Genomic DNA, 17732 nt, shown 5'->3' with positions numbered 1-17732 from the left:
ATAGTCTGGTGAAGTGCAGATCTGCGTTGCGTGTCGCCCATGGCCGGTGAGCGGCTCGCAATGCTAGGGCTGAGCGGTCGTGTCATCGGTCGGTCCGGAGTGGTCGTGCTGGGGTCTTTCTTTCGCTGGGGTCTGATCGTCGCTTCCGTAACCGGCCTCGTCTGGTCCGAGCCGGCAGCGGCGAACGACGATGACGACGAAGAGACCGGATCCGAGCCGAGCTACCAGATCAACGATCCGTTTCCCGACCGGCCGATGCGTCCGACGACCGTGCCGGAATTCGGTCAGCCCAAGGCGATATTCTACAATCCCTACGGTCTGACCGACTGGCTCAGGCGGCACGGCATCGGCCTGCTTTTCGACACGACCAACGAATATACCGGCGCCGTGACTCCGCCGACCCGCGGCTTTCCCGAGTATCGCCAGGGATCGAGCAATGCAGGGCAATATGCGGTCTCGCTCAACATGGACTGGGAGCGCATCGCCCATGTGAAGGGCTTTGCCACCCATATGGTGGTCACGGGCCGATACGGTACCCCTGCCAATCGCATGTTCGGCGACTGGCTCAATCATTCCTCCGAAATCTACGGTGGGGGCGGCAATGTGGTCGTCCATCTCGTCATGGCGTACGGGGAAGAGACGCTTTATGACGGCAAGCTCGCGATTGCGGCGGGTCGCATGGCAGAACTCTCGGATTTCGTCGCGAGCCCGCTTTATTGCACCTTCCAGAACAACGCGATGTGCGGGCGTCCCAGGGCTGCCGCCGATACAGGGTATGCGTCCACATTTCCCGCCGGGGTATGGGGGACGCGCGTGCGCGGCAGGCCACTGCATCACGCCTATATCCAGTTCGGCCTCTATCTGACCGAGGAGGGTATCTTCTCCTATGCGATGAACAGGACGGGATTCAAATTCAACAGCGCCTATATCAACGGGGTGCGCATGCCGCTCGAAATGGGCTGGGAGCCGAAGATCGGCGGTACGCTCGCGGGTCATTACAAGATCGGCGCCGCGCTCACGACCGCACCCCAGCCCGATTCCTTCGAGGACATCACGGGGCGGCCCTACGCCCTGACAGGCCTGCCGCAGCGGCAGCACCGGGCAAGCTATAATGCATGGGTGCTCATGGATCAGAAATTCGTGACCTATCGTCACCGGCCTGACAACAAGGACCCGGGCCTGACCGGTCTGTGGGGATTTCTGTATAACGACAAGCGCGTTTCCCTGCGCAACTGGCAGGTCTTTGCAGGGCTGATCAGCCGCGGAACGTTCAGGGGGCGGCCCGATGACACGCTTGCCCTGGCGTTCAGCTATACGGCCATGTCTCCGGGCGTGCAGCGCAGCCAGGAGCTGCTGCGCGCCCAGGGCAAGGCTCTACCCAACCGGGCAACCGGCATCCAGCGTCATGCGGTGGTGATGGAACTGAATTACGGCGTGCATCTCTTCCGCGGCGTCCTGTTCCAGCCGGTGGCCGAGCTGTTCATGCGCCCGAACGGGCAGGGCAATCTGAGGGACGCCGTTCTTCTCGGTTTCAAGAGCCACGTGGAGTTTCTCTGATCGCACCGCGCCGGCGGGGGGATGCGACGGATCGTTCGTCCGGTGCCCGGATGACCACCGGATAACGGCCGGATGGCGATCAGATGATGTAATCCACCGGAGGCAGGCGCTGGTCCATTCCAAGAGCGGGCATGTTCGTATGTCGCGTTCCGATGCGTCGGGCGGGATTGCCGACAACCGTCGTATAGGCCGGCACGCTCTCGAGAACGACCGATCCCGCGCCGATCTTCGCGCCTTCGCCGAGCTCGATATTGCCCAGAACGATGGCGCCCGTTCCTACCAGCACGCCGCGTCGCACCTTGGGGTGACGATCTCCCGTCTCCTTTCCTGTGCCGCCGAGCGTAACGCCCTGGAGGAGCGAGACGTCGTCCTCGATGATGCAGGTCTCTCCGATGACGATGCCCCCTCCATGGTCGAAGACGAGCCGACGTCCCAGCCTTGCCGCGGGATGAATGTCGAGATTGAAGCGCTCGCTGACCAGACTCTGGAGATGACGCGCGAGATGTTTCCGGTCATTGCGCCAGAGCCAGTGGGCGATACGATAGGCCTGAACCGCGTGATAGCCCTTGAAGAACAGGAAGGGCGTCACGTAGTCGGGGCAGGCCGCATCGCGCTCGAAGATCGCGATCATATCCTCGGCAGCCGCTTCCGCGATCCCGGGACATTCCGTCAGGGCGGAAGCGACGAGCGCCGAGAGAACGGGGGCGGAAATGGCGCGATCTGCGAGTTTCGTGCCCAGAAGGGCGGCCAGAGCGCCCTGGAAGCTGCGATGATCGCTGATGCCGGTTGCGAAGACGCCCTGGATGAGAACGTCGCAGCAGACATCGCTCTGAACCAGCATGTCCTGCCAGACAGCGTCGAGATCCGGCGTCGTCGTCATACTCCCATCGCCTTTCGCACGAAAGCGCGTCTCAGACCGGGGAGACGGCTCATGGCGTCGAGACCGAAATCCCGTCCCATTCGCAGGATCGGATTGTCGTTTCCGAACAAACGCTCCAGACCGTCACAGGCTGCCATCATCAGCATATTTCCCGGGCGTACACGACGCTGATAGCGCATGAGCAGATCGGAAGCCCCGAGATCGCCGCCCTGGGCGAAACGCGCCTCGAGCAGATCGCTCAGGGCGACCACGTCGCGAAATCCGACATTGAGCCCCTGTCCGGCGATGGGATGCAGTCCGTGCGCCGAATCCCCGGCCAGAGCCAGACGGGGCGCGACGTAGCGCTGGGCATATTGCGCGGAGAGCGGATAGATCCAGCGGCGCCCGACCGGCGTCGCGGCGCCGACATCGTCGCCGAGGCGTTGCATGATGGCATGGGCGAATCCCGCCTCGTCGAGGGCATGGAAACGCTCGGCGCGTCGCGTTGCCTCCGCCCAGACGATTGCCGAGCGGTGCGGATGCGCATCTGTCGCCGGCAGGGGCAGGCGGGCGAAGGGACCTTCCGGCAGGAAATGCTCGAGGGCTCGCCCCTCATGGGGGCGTTCGTGATGGATGATGCTGATCAGACCGCACTGGTTGTAGGGCAGACGCGTGATCATGATGCCTGCCTGCTTGCGTAGCGGGCTCCGGCGCCCCTCTGCCGCGACGACCAGCGGCGCGACATGCGTGGCCCCCGAGGCGCGCGCGATATGGACGTGATCGTCACGGAAGGAGAAACGCGCCGTATCGGGAGCTGCGACGATGAGCCGTCCCTCATGCGCCGCAAGGGTCCGGTTCAGGGCCAGTCGCAGGTTCCGGGCCTCGATCATCCAGCCGAGCGGGGAAGGCGCTCCGTCGATTTCGGGTGCATCCTCCTGCCCCAGAAGGAGGCCCGGGCGCGAGGCGGAGCGACCGGGACGGCCATCGGTGACGGTGATGCTCCGTATGGGCTGGGAAGGGCCTGGCAGATTCTTCCAGATACCGGCGGCCTCGAGCATCCGCCGCGACCCTTCGGCAATCGCATAGGCGCGGCCATCGAGAGAGGGATGCTCCATCCCCGGCAGGGGCGCATGATCGATCAGAAGCACGCGCAGCCCTGCCGTGGCGAGGCGACAGGCAAGGGTCGCACCGACCGGACCGGCACCATTGATGCAGATATCGAGTTGTCTCATGTGTTCTCAGTCCCCCGGCACCATGATGCTGCCTTTTCTAGAGCAGCGGAAGGAAATGGGGAATGCCGCGCTATTGCTCTTGCCAATCTCGTTATGAAACTGGCACGATTTACGTTCATGTGAATCGATGGGACCGCCTGTGAAAACAGGGTTCTGTCGCGGCGGGGAGGAATAGAATGAAGCTCGTTACGGCGATCATCAAGCCGTTCAAACTGGACGATGTCCGTGAGGCTCTGACACCGCTCGGCGTGCAGGGACTAACGGTGACCGAGATCAAGGGTTTCGGCCGTCAGAAGGGACAGACGGAAATTTATCGTGGTGCGGAATATCAGGTGAGCTTCCTGCCCAAGGTGAAGATCGAGATTGCCGTGACGGACGACATTGTCGACGAGGTCGTGGACGCCATCCTGAATGCGGCGCGCACCGGCAAGATCGGTGACGGCAAGATCTTCGTCTCGCCCATCGACCGGGTCATCCGGATCCGCACGGGCGAGACCGGAGACAGCGCGCTATGAGCCGTCTTTTCAGGGTCGTCCCCCTGCTGGCGGGCGCCGTCCTGCCTGCCGCCGCCTTCGCTGCCCCGGCACCCGCCCCGGCGCCCATCGATACGGGCGACACATCGTGGATGCTGATCAGCACCACCCTCGTGCTGATGATGACCATCCCGGGTATCGGGCTGTTCTATGCCGGGATGGTGCGCAAGAAAAACGTCCTCGCCACGCTGATCCAGTCCTTTGCGATCTGCTGCATCGCCAGCATCGTCTGGCTCGTGGTGGGATACAGTCTCGCATTCGGGACGGGCACGCCCTGGATCGGAGACATGTCGCGCTTCATGCTCAACGGCGTCGCCGAGCATATCAGCAAGGGTGTCGATCAGGCGTTCACCATGGGGGCCGGGTCCGCCAATCCGGTGGCGATGACGATCCCCGAGAGCGTCTGGGTCATGTTCCAGATGACGTTCGCGATCCTGACGCCCGCGCTCATCGCGGGCAGCTTCGCCGAGCGCATGAAATTCTCCGCCCTGTGCGTTTTTACGGTGCTGTGGTCGCTCCTCGTCTATGCGCCCGTCGCCCATTGGGTCTGGAGCCCTCTCGGCTGGGTGGCCGGAATCGGCGCGGTCGACTTCGCTGGCGGTACGGTCGTTCACATCAATTCCGGTATCGCCGGTCTGGTCGCGGCACTCGTTCTGGGCAAGCGTCGCGGTCTCGGCCATGATGATTTCTCGCCCTACAACCTGACCTATGCCATTATCGGTGCCTCGCTTCTCTGGGTCGGCTGGTTCGGCTTCAACGCCGGATCGGCGGGCGGCGCCAACGGGCGCGCGGGCATGGCCATGCTCGTGACCCAGGTCGCGACTGCCGGTGGCGGGCTCGCCTGGATGGCCGCCGAATGGATCCACTCCCGCAAGCCGACGGCGCTCGGAATCATCTCCGGTGCCGTTGCCGGGCTCGTGGCCATCACCCCGGCCGCCGGTTTCGTCCTTCCCGGTCCGGGGCTGATCATCGGGCTGGTTGCGGGCGTGGTCTGTTTCTGGGCATCCGCCATTCTCAAGCCGCGTCTCGGTTATGACGACAGTCTCGACGCGTTTGGCGTGCATGGAACGGGCGGGATCGTCGGCGCACTTCTGACCGGTGTGTTCGCCTATGGGCCGCTTTCCGCCACCGATGCCAATCCCGAGGGCGTGGTCGGCTCCTTCGGCCAGCTCGTCCGCCAGGCGGAAGCGGTCGGTGTGACGATCGTCTGGTGCGTCGTGTTCACCTATCTGATTCTCAAGGCCATCGATCTGACGATGGGTCTGCGCGTGACGCGTGATGAGGAACTCGAGGGGCTCGACATGGTTCTTCATGGCGAACGGATCAACTGATCCGCAAACCGGCAGGAGTGAGGGATCTCACATGGCGTCGAAATCATCTTGTCGCCGCGGTATCGCCGCGGCTCTCCTTCTCTGCGGGGGGGCGACCGTCGCCCCATCGGCCATGGCGCTCTCTGCAAAGGCGTGTCATGCGAAGTTCCAGGACGCGAAAAAGTCCGGAACACTGAACGGCCAGTCCTACAAGGCGTTCAAGGCGGCCGAATGCGGTGACGTGAGCGCCGGCAAGGCGAAGGAGGCCATGCAGCCTGCCGAGCGTCAGGCGGCAAACGACCGCCCGGTGACCCATGAAGCGCCTGCCGCGCCCGGTGCCGGTATCGCCTCGAAGCCCTCGACCACCGCCACGGGCAACGTTGTCTTTCCGACAGCGCTTTCAGCCGAATATGCCAAGCTGTCCCCCGGCAAGGCCCGGATGAAAACCTGTCTTGACCAGTATCATGCCAATCAGAGCACGGGCGGAAATGGCGGATTGAAGTGGATCCAGAAGGGCGGCGGCTATTATTCGCAATGTAATGCCAAGCTGAAATAATCCGCATCCTGGTTGGCAGGCTCCAACCAGTTGGCTCCGGTCGGAAGGCTTCTTTCCCTGAGGGAGTTCTGTCGGAGCGTGACGAGATCGGCCCGTTCGCCATGAGGCGGACGGGTTTTTTCGTGCGTAGCGACCATGCGTTCCGGGGTGCGTGCGTCTTCGGCGGTCGTCCCGGTATCAACGAAGTTGTGTTTTCCGTTCGGGTACGGATTTTGCCAGTCTTCCGGTCCTGATCGACATTGCCGATCGTTCGATGACCCGGGAGAACATCATGGCCCCTCGTGCTTGTCCTGTTTCTGCAACCGGCCTGCGCCTGTTTCTGGATACGGCGGATCGGGATGCCTGGTCGCGCTGGCTGCCTACCGGATTGTTCCATGGCGTCACCACGAACCCGACCATCCTCGCGCGGTCCGGTCTCTCCTGCACCATCGAGACGCTCACGCCGCTTTTGCGGCGCTGTCTCGATTATCCGGTTGCCGAAATCCAGGCCCAGTGCTGGGGCACCGAAACGGACGCCCTCATCGAGACGGGGCTAGCCCTGGCGGCGATCGACCCGCGTATGGTCGTGAAAGTCCCGATCACAGAGAACGGCATCCGGGCTGTGGCGAGGCTCCATGCCCATGGGGTGCGCACGACCCTTACTGCGGTCTATGCGGTGCATCAGGCCGTGACCGCCGCCGCTGCCGGTTCCGATTATGTCGCGCCCTATTTCGGCCGGATCGGCGATAGCGGGCGGGATGCCTTCGCGACGATCGATGCGATGCGCGCGGTGCTGCGTCACGCGGGAGACCGGACGCGTCTCCTTGTGGCGAGCCTGCGTCAGGCAGACGACCTCGCGGCCCTTTGCGCAGCCGGGTGCGATACGTTCACGTTCAGCCCCGCCGTGGCCGAACAGCTTTTCGCCGATCCCCAGACCGTAGAGGCAGCCGCCACCTTCGAGCGGATGGCCGCAGGCCTCTGAACGCCTCGTCCGGGAACTGTGTTTCCTCCACCATTCCTTCTGCAGCGGTTTGCGGTCTGCCATGATGCACCGTCTGCCATGATACCCTGTCTGCGGGGCGTCAGCGGTCTGCCTTTCGTTCTGCTTTTTGCCCGTTCCGGTTATGCGGAACGCGCAGAAACATAGCCTGTCCCAACAAGGAAGTTCCGTCATGAGAGCCAGTATTCTCTCCCTCGGTGAGGCTGTCATCGATTTCATCCCTGCCGCTACGGAGGGAGAGGGAGGGTATCGACCCTGCCTCGGTGGGTCGCCCTATAACGTGGCGCGCGCCCTCGGTCGTCTCGACATTCCGGCCGAGTTCGGTCTGGCGCTTTCCACGGACATGTTCGGCGATCAGTTCATGGAGGGATTGGCGCAAAGTCAGGTGGGCACCCGCTTTCTCGAGCGTCTGGATGCCCCGTCCACGCTGGGTTTCGTCAGCCTCGACCGGACGGAACCGGCTTACGCATTCTACGATACGGGTGCTGCCGACAGGATATGCACCGGGATTCCCGATGACGACGCTCTTGCGCCGGTCGGGCTGCTCCATTTCGGTTCTATCGCCCTCGCGAGAGAGCCGGCCGCGTCTGCCTATGAAACCCTGTTTCTGAGAGAGGCCGGCGGGAGGAGACTGGTCAGTATCGATCCGAATATCCGCGCGAGCCATATCCGGGACGAAACCGCCTATCGCGCGCGCCTCGACAGTCTTCTGAGCCAGGCCGATATCATCAAGATCAGCGGCGCCGATCTCGAATGGCTCAAGCCGGGCGTATCGCACGATTCTGCGGCTGCGGCCTGGCTGCAAGGCCGCGCCCGCTTCGTGGTGATCACCCAGGGCAAGGACGGCGTCAGCGGATGGAGCCGTGTCGCACGGGGTCATGCCGATGCCATACCGACCGAAGTGGTCGATACCGTCGGCGCGGGCGACAGTTTCACGGCCGGATTCCTGGCCGGGCTGCATGACCGCGATCTTCTCTCGCCGGAAACGCTGGGCGATCCGTCGGGAGATGCGATCGCAAGCGTTCTGTCATGCGGGCAGATGGTTGCAAGCGCGACCTGCGCGCGCCGCGGCGCGAATGCCCCGTGGCGGAAAGAACTTCCCGGTTTCGGCTCGCTCAGGTTCTGAGACCGTTCAGCCCGACAGAGGGCGCTCCCGTGCAGGGGCGTCTCCTGTCGGTGGAGTGCGCGTCACGAACATCGACCGTGCGGGCGGATGTCTGTCATCACACCGGATGCACGACGTGCGCGATGCGGCCATGAGCCGTCGTCACATCTGGACTCTGTCGGATTTTTCGAAGGTGACCTGGTGGAGAGAGTTGGATTCGAACCAACGTAGGCGCACGCCAGCGGATTTACAGTCCGCCCCCTTTAGCCACTCGGGCATCTCTCCGGGTCGGCACGGGAATTATGGTGGATCGGCTGCGGTGTCAACGGGCTTTCTTCATTTTTGTTGCAAGACGAGGGCGTTCCTCTAGAAGAGCCTGCATGTCGAAACGTCCTTTCCGCTCTCCGTCTTCCCGCACCGCCCGCTCAGCAGCAGGGCGTGAAGCTGCCCATGGATACTGGATGTACGGGCTCCATGCCGTAGAGGCGGCCCTGCGCAACGACCGGCGTCACCTGCATGAGCTTCTGGTCACGAAAGAGGGCCTTGCCGCCCTCGAAGCGAAGCAGGTGCCGGTTCGTATCACGCCGAATATCGTCGAGCGTCAGCGTCTCGATCAGCTTTGCGAACGGGATGCGGTCCATCAGGGCGTTCTTCTGCGGGTCGAGCCCCTGACAGCCCCCTTCCTCGACGAGATACTGGAGCAGCGCGAGGGGCCGATCCTGATTCTCGATCAGGTGACGGACCCGCGCAATATCGGTGCCATCCTGCGTTCTGCCGCCGCTTTCGGCGCTGCCGCTCTCGTCGTCCAGGACAGAAACACGCCGCAGGAAGGCGGTGCTCTGGCGAAGGCCGCGTCCGGCGCGCTCGACAGCGTCCCGGTCCTGCGCGAGGTGAATCTGTCGCGCATCATCGCCCAGCTGCAGAATGCCGGTCTGTGGACCGTCGGGCTGGATGCCGGGGGCACACGTCTCGATGGCGCTGCGTTTCGCGGCCGACGCGTTGCGCTGGTGCTCGGGGCGGAGGGCGCGGGCCTGCGTCGCCTCACCCGGGAGAGCTGCGACGAGATCGCGAGCGTCTTCATGCCCGGCTCCATGGAGAGTCTGAACGTGTCCAACGCGGCGGCAGTCGCGCTCTACGAACTCGTGCGCGCAGGCTGAGCCGCGTTCGGGAGCACCTCTTCGTCTCTTCTCTCCCGCCTTGCGTCGAGACCGTGCTAGGCTTTTCTGTCTCATGCGCGCACGGGATGCGCACGGGAGATATGCACAGAGGGAGGGTCGCCCGATGAAAGCCGTTGGATATGCCGCGCCCGGCGATGCCGGCGTTTTGCAGGATATCGAGATACCCGATCCCGCACCGCCCCGGGGACGCCAGATCCGCGTCCGGGTCCGGGCGGTTTCCCTCAATCCGGTCGATACCAAGATACGGAGCCGGACAGGCCCCTTGCCGGGGGATGAGTGGCGTGTTCCCGGCTGGGATGCCGCCGGGATCGTCGAGGCGGTCGGCGCGGATGTCGCCCGGTTCCGCCCGGGCGACAAAGTGTATTACGCCGGAGCCCTGATGTCCCAGGGCAGCAATGCCGAGCTTCAGAACGTCGACGAGCGCCTTGTCGGCCACATGCCCGCGCGGCTCGACTGGGGGCAGGCGGCGTCGTTGCCTCTCACCGGTGTCACGGCATGGGAAATGCTGTTCGACCGGATGCGGATCGCATCGGGCGATACGGGTACGCTACTCGTGGTCGGGGCTGCCGGCGGGGTCGGGTCCATTCTTGTCCAGCTCGCACGCAAGCTGACCGCGCTTACGGTGGTTGCTACGGCATCGCGTCCGCAGAGCGAAGCCTGGATCCGCGAGATGGGCGCACATCATGTCATCGATCATCGTCGCGACATGATGGCGCAGCTCCGGGAGCTGGGGCTGGATCGGGCGACCCATATCGCATCCCTGACCGCCAGCGATCGTCATGCGGCAGCCTATGCGGAGAGTCTCGCGCCCCAGGGACATCTGTGTCTGATCGACGATCCGGAGACGTTCGATATCCTGCCTTTCAAGCGCAAGAGCGCCACGCTCTCATGGGAGTTCATGTTCACCCGCTCGCTGTTCGGCACCTGGGATATGGACAGACAGCACGATATTCTCGAGCAGATCTCGCTTCTGGTCCAGTCGGGCGACATCGTGCCGACCGAAACCCGCCGCGTGACGCGGTTCGATGCGGCGACGATGGCGCAGCTTCATCGCGACAGCGAGACAGGGCGAAGCATCGGCAAGACGGTCGTTCTCCTCGACTGACATTTCCCGCCCCACCCCCCGGCCTTCCGCTCGGGCCCTGCTTCAGGCGAGAATTTCGGCGCCTCGCGCCACGGCATCGGGAGTGCGCCAGAACATTCCTCCCTGGAGGCGATCCACGGTGGCTGGCGGGAGGATCGTTCGCCTCGGCTCGAAGCGGATCTGCGGGCGCACGACATGCAACCCCGGTGTCGCCAAGGCGGTATCGTAGGCATGCGCGTCCATCTGCGTCAGATTGTCGGTGTCGTAATCGTGACGCGGCAGATCGAGAAGACGTTCGAGACGGCGCAGCACATCACCGGGATAGCGCGCAAGATATTCGTAATCCACGAGAATGAGACGATCGGCAAAGGGGCCATGAAAGGCCTCCGTCAGAACGCGCCACGCATAGCCAAACACGCCGTCCGGGGAGAGGAGATGCTCGAGCCTGCCATGCTGCGTCGCTCTGTGTCCGACGGGCACGATGCGGGACGAAAGAAGCGGGTCCCGTATGATCAGACGTTCGAGCGAGTCCAGAATCCAGACCGGGTCACGCACGCAGCAGACGATCCGCGCGGAGGGAAACAGCGCCTCGATCAGGTTCAGGCGCGCACACCAGTCCCTGTGCGTGTCGATCAGGACCGGGCGCCGGGAATCGGTCGGAGAGACGCCGAAATATCCGTCGACAATCTGCGTGAGGATCCGGTCGCGTCGCGCCGGAGGGAAATCGTGCCGGTATTCGCTCTCCGTCATCACGGATGTCAGAGTGAGGATCATGGGCGCGATCGGAGAGGAGCGCCCCGAGACCCGCAGACCGGGATTTTGCGAGAGAAGCGCATTGAGAAGTGTCGAGCCCGATCGTGGCAGGCCGGAAACGAAATGGACACGGGAATGCGCAGTCATGACGGTATTCGATCTCTCCCTGAAGACGATGCGGCTACCGTTCGGAAAGAGCCTTGGCAATCTGGCTTGTGTGCCGCAGATACGAAACAATTATGCAACATATCTGCAGGTGTGTTCCGAAATTTCGGGAGTTTTTACTTCGATAACGCTCATATATGTGACATTACAGCAACGTCTCACATATTATTACTCCCTGAAATATCCTTTCGGGTCCAGACCTGGATGATGGGGCGCAGCGTCGAGCATCGCGGATGAGGCAACGAAAGCGGGGGCGCTGCGTTTTTCTGCGCGAGGTCCTCAAGGTCCCCGGGGCTTCCGGGGACATCGGACCCGGAGCACCCTGTTCCGGGACGACCGGAGTAGAGAACACCGCCCGCGAAGCCCGGAGAGCATATGCCTCCCCGGATGCCGGACGGTCGATGCAAAGGATATGTCATGGGTATTTTCAGCACAATCATGTCGAAGATCTTCGGTCACGCCGATGCCGCCCCTGCGAGCGGATCGACGGGCTCGGCAGGAGCCGCGTCTTCCGGGGCTACGCCATCCGGCGCGACCTCCGCTTCGGGCGGCGCGACGAATGCCGCACCCCCGACGGCGCCGGGCGCTCCGGTCGATGTCGAGGCGGTGCTGACGCGTCTTGCGTCCGGGAAGGGACAGACCCTGAACTGGCGCACCTCTATCGTCGATCTGCTCAAGCTGCTCGACATGGACAGCTCCCTCGACGCACGCAAGCATCTGGCGCAGGAACTGCACTATACCGAAAGCACCGATGACACCGCGACGATGAATGTATGGCTGATCCGTCAGGTCATGCAGAAGCTGGCGGAAAACGGCGGCAAGGTCCCCGAGGATCTGCGTCACTGAACCGTTGCGCTGAGTCAGTCTCCCGGCTGTCGGAACCGGAAGCATCCGGTTGCCCATACAGGCGGAGAACGGCTACGGAAGAGGGCGATCCTCTCCTGTAGCCGTCAGATCGCGCAGACATCGATGCGAAAACGGCCGTTACAAAAACGACCGTTACAAAAACGATCGCCGTGAAGACGCCTAGAAAGACAGAGTGAAACGTCCCTGCAGCGTGAGCGCATCGTCGTGGAATCTCGAAGCCACCGGCTGCGTCGTGTAGCTCGTCGTGCTCACGAAATAGATCCCGTGGCGAAGATGGGCAGCATAGGCGACAGAGGTCGTCGTACTATGGTCGAATTTACGGGGTGAAAGCCTTTGCAGACGCTGCTGTGCAGCGGATCCGATCTTGTTGTAGGTGAAGCCGATGGAGAGCATGTCCTTCTTGCGGCTGGGAAACGGACCCAGTGCATAGAGGGTCGCGGCATAGTCGTCCGTGAAGACGTTCTTCTCCCTCGCTGCGTGATCGGTCTTCAGATCGATATACCAGCCGAGATAGGGTATCTCCGCATTGGTCTTGAGCAACTGCCGGTCGAAGACCACGTAGAAAGCCCAGTTCGAGCGATCGTAACGATTGGTCCGGTAGTTGTAATACGAAGAACTGTTATAGATCCCGCCAGCGCGGAACCATGTCATGGATTTGTCCTTGCCCGGCTTCTGACGGAATCCGATCTCGTCCACATAGATCGGACGCGCGCCATTGACCTTGAAATTGACGCCGGACGGATTGGCTCTCGAATCGGCCCCGAAACCTTGCGGGCTCTGACTGCGTGCGAAACCGAAATGGTTGTAGAAGCGCCGGTCGTGCGCATACATGCGTATATCGATGCCAGGGGTCGGGATATACATCGACATACCGACCTGGTTGGGGATGATGCTCAGCGGCCCCAGAGCGCTGGATGCGGTGCTCGTGCCGAGATAAAGGCCGTAGAACTGCCCCAGAAGACCGTAATATCCGTACTGGGCGGTTACGCGCCCGTTGAAAAAGGTCTGCAGGATGGTCGCCTGGCTGAGCGCGGTCGCCCGGATACCGGCGCCAGGATAGGCAGACTGCCAGCTATTCATCGAAAGCGTCAGCTGCGAACCCTTGTTCATGCCTATACGCGCCATGTCGTAGGTCATGTTCAGCCACAGATTTCCCGAGAAATTGGGGCTTTGACCGTTATAGGCCTGCGGCTGGGCCTGATGGCCGAGCACATCGTAGATTTCTCCGAACGTGTAATAGCCTTCGAACAGCAATCCGCGATCCGCAAGCCAGTCCCGCGCTCCGAACTGATCGGGGACGAGCGTATCGCAGGTGGTGATGATCGGCGCTTCGGACCCTCTGGTGATGAGACTGTCATAGTCATGACAGTCATGTGACGGGTGGACGGTGGTTCTCTGTTCGGCCAGAGAAGGGAGGTTGGAGTAGTTCTCCTCCTGGGCCATGGCCGGTGCGCTGACGAGAGGGAGCGACGCGCCGAGAATTGCGCAGCCGAGACAAAAGCGCGTCGAACGCACGCGCAGGGTCTGTCGGGTTGACATGACGGGGGGCCTCCTCAGCGTGCTTCGATCTGGACGGTGCTGGCCGGACCGTTCCGCTCTTCTGCGTTGTGGGCGAAGATGAAACGATATTGTCCGGGGATGCGCTTCCATGCGGAACGGGCATCATCGAAGCGCGAGACGGCATAGGGCGAGAGTGTGACCTCGACCGTTTTCTGTTCGCCTGCAGACAGGGGAACACGCGTGTATCCGGCCAGACGCAGCGGGCTGTGATCGGGCCCTTCGGCGTAGATCTGCACGATATCGTCGCCGGGGCGATTGCCGGTGTTCCTCAATGTGACCTTTGCCACCAGATCCTTGCCCTTCCGGGAAACCGATATGGCGTCATGTGCGAAGGACGTGTAGCTCAGACCGAAGCCGAAGGGGAAAGCCGTGGCGAGAGACTGTCTGGCAAACCAGCGATAGCCGACATCGGCGCCTTCGATGTTGAAATCGATGTTCCTGAGGAAGGGGATCGGACTTTCGTCATCGCTCATGACCCCTGTGTGATGGCCGGCCCCCGGGATGACCGGGCGAGGCAGATCCTTCAGGCTGCGCGGCCAGGTGGTCGTGGTCCGGCCGGAGGGATTGGCTTTTCCCGTCAGCAGGTTGGCAATGGCCTTTCCGCCCGCGGATCCCGGATACCAGGCCTCCAGAACGGCACCGACCTTGCTCAGCCAGGGCATCGTCACGGGGTTCCCGGTCTCGAGCACTACGGTCACATGATCGTTCGCATCGGCAACCCGCCCGATCAGCGCGTCGGTTGCGGGGTCGAGCGAGAGGTCGGCCGCGTCGAGCGTTTCCCCCTGCCATTTCGTCGCGAAGATGACGACGGCATCGGCCTTCTTCGCCAGAGTTGCTGCCTTCTGTGCATCCGAACCGTCGATATACTCGATCCTGGCATTGGGGAGTGCGGCTCTGAGAGCATCGACGGGCGCATCGGGATCGTAGATGGTCGGATGAGGCATGTTCAGGAGGCTTGCCGGAACCGGATCGGGTACGGCGTTGCCACCGCGGGGCAGGACCGCCGAACTGCCTCCACCGGCGATGACGCCCTTGTCGGCATGGCCGCCGATGATCAGGATATGAGCGTCATGGGTGGAAAGAGGGAGCGTATCCCGCACGTTCCTGAGCAGCACGGCGCCTTCTTCCTCGACCCGGCGTGCGACATCCCTGTGCGCGGCGATATCGTCCGGCGTTTCAGTGGGTCTGGCATGATCGTCGAACAGACCGTTCGCGAACATGGGTGCGAGAATGTGGCGCAGTTTCTCATCGAGGCGTTTCGCGCCCGATGTCGTCTCCGCGTCGCGACGGACGGCGTCGACAAATCCCGCCTTCGCATCGAGCACGACGGCAGAATCCTGATCGAGGCCCGCATGCGCGGCTTTCGCGCCGTCATGCACCGCGCCCCAATCGCTCATGACGAAGCCGTCATAGCCCCATTCCTTGCGCAGCACCTTGTCCAGAAGATAGGCGCTCTCGCAGGCATAATCGCCGTTCACCTTGTTATAGGCGCACATGATGCTGCCGGGATGACCGCGCTCGACGGCGATACGAAAAGCGAGAAGATCCGATTCCTGCAGGGCCGGAATGGCGATATCGGCACTGCTTCTCATGCGTCCGGTCTCGTAGGCGTTCAGCGCGTAATGCTTGACCGTCGAAATGACATGGCGGCTCTGCACGCCGTCGACGGTGGCCGCTGCGATCTGACCGGAGAGAATCGGATCTTCTCCGAGATACTCGAAATTGCGCCCGCCCCGGGGATCGCGCACCAGGTTCATTCCTCCTGCGAGCAGGACATTGAAACCGCGATGGCGTGCCTCGGTGCCGATCATGGCGCCCGCCTCGCGAGCAAGCGTCTCGTCGAACGAGCCGGAGAGCGCCTGTCCGGAGGGCAGGGACGTTGCGCCGTCGCCGGGCCGCGTGTCGAGGGGGTTCGTGACACCGAGACCTGCATCGCTGATCTGCAAGGCCGGGATGCCGAGGCGGGGAATGGGCGGCACATAGGCAGCCGATCCGATCGCGCCTTCGGGCTTCCTGTTCGATTTGAGCTTCAGCGCGAGGGCGCTCGTGACGAGGGCAAGCTTCTCCTTCTGGGTCATGGCCTTGAGGAGCGCGTTCGTCCGGGCTTCGGGAGTCTGGTCGGGATCCTGCCAGACGGGGGCCGCGACAGCGTGCGAGGATGAGAGTGAAGCGACCGAAAGCAGGGCACTGAGGCATGTTGCGAGCGTGGCCTGACGGCGTGCGGTGAGGCGGAGGAATGCCATGATGCGTCTCCTGATGCTGCGTTCAGCAGAGTGGGATGAGGGATGAGGGGGGAGGGCGCGCGCTTCAGCGCCCGATCTTGCGCAGGCGAATGCCCCTGTTGAGCTTCTGCTCGATGGATTCGAGCGAGACGCCCCGGGTCTCGGGCACGAAGGCGAGGGTGACGAGAATGAAGGCCGCGTTCAGAGCCGCGTAGAGCCAGAAGGTATGCGAGGCGCCGAGCGTGCCGAGCAGGGTGAGAAAGGTCATGCCCACGACCCAGTTGGCGACCCAGTTCGTCACGGTTGAGCAGGTGATCCCGAAATCGCGGCCCTGGAGCGGCTGGATCTCTGCACAGAGGATCCAGATCAGCGGTCCGGCGGAGAAGGCGAAGCCGGTGATGAAAAGCAGCAGCACCGCGACGGCGAGATAATGCATCATGACGCTGGATCCGGCACCGAATGACAGCAGCACGGCCAGGGCGCCCATGCCGGTTGCCATGATGATGAATCCTGCGATCAGCATCGGGCGACGGCCCCAGCGATCGACGAAGCTGATGGCGATGAAGGTTGCGAGCATGTTCACGAGACCGACGACGGCCGTGCCCCACATCTGTCCGTCCTGTCCGAAGCCTGCGACCTCGAAGATGCGCGGTGCGTAATACATCACGACATTGATGCCGGTGAGCTGCTGAACGATCTGCAGGCCGATGCCGAGCATCACGGAGCGGCGGAAATTGGGGTTTTCGCGGAACATGGCGAGGCCGCGCTGCTTGTGATCGAGGCTGCCCTCGATCTCGCGGATCTCTGCCTCGGCGGCGTTGCGCGAGGGGCGCAATGCGGCGAGGGTCTCGAGCGCCTCGTCCGGACGGCCCCGCAGCATGAGCCAGCGTGGGCTGTCGGGCAGAAAGAGCGATCCGATCAGGAAGACGGCCCCCGGAATGGCGACGATCCCGAGCATCCAGCGCCAGGCGCCGGAATAGGAGAAGAGCGCGTCCGAGATGAAGGCAAGCAGGATGCCGAGCGTGATCATGAGCTGATACACCGAGATCAGCCCGCCGCGATGCTGCTCGTCGGCCACTTCCGAGATATAGAGCGGGGCGACGAAGCTTGCGATGCCGATGGCGAGGCCGAGCAGGGCGCGTGCGATGACGAGCACCGCGACCGACTGGGCGATGACACAGAACAAAGCGCCGAGCATGAAGAGAATCGCGCTGAGCACGAGCGCCTTCTTGCGCCCGAGCCGGAAGGAGAGCTGCCCGGCGAACAGCGCGCCGAGTGCCGCGCCGAGCATCATGGACGAGACGATCTGCTCCTGCTCTGCATCGCTCGCCTTGAATTCCTGCGCGATGAATTTGAGGGCGCCGGAGATCACCCCGATATCGAGGCCGAACATCAATCCGGCCACGGCGGCGAGCACGGCCGCCAGCATCATTTTTCCGACCAGGGGAATTTTGGGGTCTGTACGCCCGGTCATTGTTTCTTGATTCATTCGACCCTCGTTTCTGGTCCCCCGTTCCGCAACGCGGAATGTGAGACGTTAAACACGGGTAATGTGATAGTTTAACAAATATTCAGATTGGATATCACGTAATCGCGATTGTTTAATGAATGAAATAGGGGTAATCGCCGACCTCTCGCAAAGAGAGATAGACGTCTTCCTCGCTCGATCGGGACGCTTTCGTCCCGTTTCAGGTCGATATCAGGTCGACAGATCGCCAGTTTCTGTGATTTCGGGTGGAGGATCGAGGCAATCGATCGGAAAACGGAACAGT

15 protein-coding genes and 1 tRNA gene are annotated in these 17732 nt (G+C 62.8%); 9 read left to right on the top strand and 7 right to left on the bottom strand.

What is annotated here, in order from left to right; translation table 11 throughout:
- Nucleotides 1–39 precede the first annotated feature (39 nt).
- Nucleotides 40–1557, top strand: coding sequence for a carbohydrate porin (locus SSA02_RS07555; protein ID WP_246103767.1), 1518 nt, complete (start codon nucleotides 40–42; stop codon nucleotides 1555–1557).
- A gap of 79 nt (nucleotides 1558–1636) precedes the next feature.
- Here the strand turns inward: SSA02_RS07555 and cysE are convergent, their stop codons facing one another.
- Together cysE and SSA02_RS07545 are read right to left on the bottom strand one after the other, a co-directional pair.
- On the bottom strand, nucleotides 1637–2437 hold the full coding sequence (gene cysE, locus SSA02_RS07550) for a serine O-acetyltransferase (RefSeq protein WP_147093469.1): 801 nt from the start codon (nucleotides 2435–2437) through the stop codon (nucleotides 1637–1639).
- The gene (locus SSA02_RS07545; protein ID WP_147093468.1) at nucleotides 2434–3648 is read right to left on the bottom strand and encodes a UbiH/UbiF/VisC/COQ6 family ubiquinone biosynthesis hydroxylase; all 1215 of its coding nucleotides are present in this window, start codon (nucleotides 3646–3648) and stop codon (nucleotides 2434–2436) included. The genes cysE and SSA02_RS07545 overlap by 4 nt, the downstream gene beginning before the upstream one ends.
- A gap of 176 nt (nucleotides 3649–3824) precedes the next feature.
- Between SSA02_RS07545 and glnK the strand changes: the two genes are divergently transcribed.
- From glnK to SSA02_RS07520, 5 genes are all read left to right on the top strand, one after another.
- Nucleotides 3825–4163, top strand: a complete 339-nt coding sequence (gene glnK / locus SSA02_RS07540; RefSeq protein WP_147093467.1) for a P-II family nitrogen regulator — start codon at nucleotides 3825–3827, stop codon at nucleotides 4161–4163.
- Nucleotides 4160–5512: an ammonium transporter gene (locus tag SSA02_RS07535; protein ID WP_147093466.1), complete on the top strand. Its 1353-nt coding sequence runs from the start codon at nucleotides 4160–4162 to the stop codon at nucleotides 5510–5512. The genes glnK and SSA02_RS07535 overlap by 4 nt, the downstream gene beginning before the upstream one ends.
- A 31-nt stretch (nucleotides 5513–5543) precedes the next feature.
- Nucleotides 5544–6047 carry a hypothetical protein gene (locus SSA02_RS07530; protein WP_147093465.1) on the top strand — a complete coding sequence of 168 codons (504 nt, stop codon included), beginning with the start codon at nucleotides 5544–5546 and terminating at the stop codon, nucleotides 6045–6047.
- Between the two features lie 271 nt (nucleotides 6048–6318).
- Nucleotides 6319–7008 carry a transaldolase family protein gene (locus tag SSA02_RS07525; protein WP_147093464.1) on the top strand — a complete coding sequence of 230 codons (690 nt, stop codon included), beginning with the start codon at nucleotides 6319–6321 and terminating at the stop codon, nucleotides 7006–7008.
- Between the two features lie 190 nt (nucleotides 7009–7198).
- Complete coding sequence (locus tag SSA02_RS07520; protein ID WP_186807719.1) at nucleotides 7199–8152, top strand: carbohydrate kinase family protein; 954 nt, start codon at nucleotides 7199–7201, stop codon at nucleotides 8150–8152.
- Between the two features lie 178 nt (nucleotides 8153–8330).
- Here SSA02_RS07520 and SSA02_RS07515 read toward each other — a convergent pair.
- Nucleotides 8331–8416: transfer RNA gene (locus tag SSA02_RS07515), tRNA-Tyr, on the bottom strand.
- A 95-nt stretch (nucleotides 8417–8511) separates the two neighbouring features.
- On the opposite strand from SSA02_RS07515, the gene rlmB reads away from it, so the two are divergent.
- Both rlmB and SSA02_RS07505 read left to right on the top strand, forming a co-directional pair.
- Nucleotides 8512–9288 carry a 23S rRNA (guanosine(2251)-2'-O)-methyltransferase RlmB gene (gene rlmB / locus SSA02_RS07510; protein ID WP_246103723.1) on the top strand — a complete coding sequence of 259 codons (777 nt, stop codon included), beginning with the start codon at nucleotides 8512–8514 and terminating at the stop codon, nucleotides 9286–9288.
- Between the two features lie 124 nt (nucleotides 9289–9412).
- Nucleotides 9413–10414, top strand: coding sequence for a zinc-binding alcohol dehydrogenase family protein (locus tag SSA02_RS07505; RefSeq protein ID WP_147093462.1), 1002 nt, complete (start codon nucleotides 9413–9415; stop codon nucleotides 10412–10414).
- A gap of 42 nt (nucleotides 10415–10456) precedes the next feature.
- Here the strand turns inward: SSA02_RS07505 and SSA02_RS07500 are convergent, their stop codons facing one another.
- The gene (locus tag SSA02_RS07500) at nucleotides 10457–11293 is read right to left on the bottom strand and encodes a sulfotransferase family protein (RefSeq protein WP_147093461.1); all 837 of its coding nucleotides are present in this window, start codon (nucleotides 11291–11293) and stop codon (nucleotides 10457–10459) included.
- 435 nt (nucleotides 11294–11728) lie between these two features.
- Between SSA02_RS07500 and SSA02_RS07495 the strand changes: the two genes are divergently transcribed.
- Nucleotides 11729–12157, top strand: coding sequence for a DUF3597 domain-containing protein (locus SSA02_RS07495; RefSeq protein WP_147093460.1), 429 nt, complete (start codon nucleotides 11729–11731; stop codon nucleotides 12155–12157).
- Between the two features lie 180 nt (nucleotides 12158–12337).
- On the opposite strand, the gene SSA02_RS07490 is transcribed toward SSA02_RS07495, so the two are convergent.
- The 3 genes from SSA02_RS07490 to SSA02_RS07480 all read right to left on the bottom strand — a co-directional run bounded on the left by SSA02_RS07490 (nucleotide 12338) and on the right by SSA02_RS07480 (nucleotide 17434).
- Entirely contained in the window at nucleotides 12338–13717 is a 1380-nt protein-coding gene (locus tag SSA02_RS07490; RefSeq protein ID WP_186807718.1) for a carbohydrate porin, read from the bottom strand.
- Nucleotides 13718–13731: 14 nt separating this feature from the next.
- Nucleotides 13732–15981, bottom strand: a complete 2250-nt coding sequence (locus SSA02_RS07485) for a beta-glucosidase (RefSeq protein WP_147093458.1) — start codon at nucleotides 15979–15981, stop codon at nucleotides 13732–13734.
- Nucleotides 15982–16045: 64 nt separating this feature from the next.
- Entirely contained in the window at nucleotides 16046–17434 is a 1389-nt protein-coding gene (locus tag SSA02_RS07480) for a sugar porter family MFS transporter (RefSeq protein WP_246103721.1), read from the bottom strand.
- Nucleotides 17435–17732 lie beyond the last annotated feature (298 nt).

Origin of the sequence: Swaminathania salitolerans, from assembly GCF_007988945.1 — a bacterium.
Taxonomy (GTDB): Bacteria; Pseudomonadota; Alphaproteobacteria; order Acetobacterales; family Acetobacteraceae; genus Swaminathania; species Swaminathania salitolerans.
Note: the sequence above shows the minus strand (reverse complement) of the source record. Positions and strands in the feature narration are given on the sequence as shown.

Excerpts from the sequence above, each read along its gene's own strand:
- glnK (WP_147093467.1), top strand. The coding sequence starts at position 3,825 with ATGAAGCTCGTTACGGCGATCATCAAGCCGTTCAAACTGGACGATGTC.
- cysE (WP_147093469.1), bottom strand. The coding sequence starts at position 2,437 with ATGACGACGACGCCGGATCTCGACGCTGTCTGGCAGGACATGCTGGTT.
- SSA02_RS07485 (WP_147093458.1), bottom strand. The coding sequence starts at position 15,981 with ATGGCATTCCTCCGCCTCACCGCACGCCGTCAGGCCACGCTCGCAACA.
- SSA02_RS07480 (WP_246103721.1), bottom strand. The coding sequence starts at position 17,434 with ATGACCGGGCGTACAGACCCCAAAATTCCCCTGGTCGGAAAAATGATG.
- SSA02_RS07490 (WP_186807718.1), bottom strand. The coding sequence starts at position 13,717 with ATGTCAACCCGACAGACCCTGCGCGTGCGTTCGACGCGCTTTTGTCTC.
- rlmB (WP_246103723.1), top strand. The coding sequence starts at position 8,512 with ATGTCGAAACGTCCTTTCCGCTCTCCGTCTTCCCGCACCGCCCGCTCA.
- SSA02_RS07555 (WP_246103767.1), top strand. The coding sequence starts at position 40 with ATGGCCGGTGAGCGGCTCGCAATGCTAGGGCTGAGCGGTCGTGTCATC.
- SSA02_RS07530 (WP_147093465.1), top strand. The coding sequence starts at position 5,544 with ATGGCGTCGAAATCATCTTGTCGCCGCGGTATCGCCGCGGCTCTCCTT.
- SSA02_RS07495 (WP_147093460.1), top strand. The coding sequence starts at position 11,729 with ATGGGTATTTTCAGCACAATCATGTCGAAGATCTTCGGTCACGCCGAT.
- SSA02_RS07545 (WP_147093468.1), bottom strand. The coding sequence starts at position 3,648 with ATGAGACAACTCGATATCTGCATCAATGGTGCCGGTCCGGTCGGTGCG.
- SSA02_RS07520 (WP_186807719.1), top strand. The coding sequence starts at position 7,199 with ATGAGAGCCAGTATTCTCTCCCTCGGTGAGGCTGTCATCGATTTCATC.
- SSA02_RS07505 (WP_147093462.1), top strand. The coding sequence starts at position 9,413 with ATGAAAGCCGTTGGATATGCCGCGCCCGGCGATGCCGGCGTTTTGCAG.
- SSA02_RS07500 (WP_147093461.1), bottom strand. The coding sequence starts at position 11,293 with ATGACTGCGCATTCCCGTGTCCATTTCGTTTCCGGCCTGCCACGATCG.
- SSA02_RS07535 (WP_147093466.1), top strand. The coding sequence starts at position 4,160 with ATGAGCCGTCTTTTCAGGGTCGTCCCCCTGCTGGCGGGCGCCGTCCTG.
- SSA02_RS07525 (WP_147093464.1), top strand. The coding sequence starts at position 6,319 with ATGGCCCCTCGTGCTTGTCCTGTTTCTGCAACCGGCCTGCGCCTGTTT.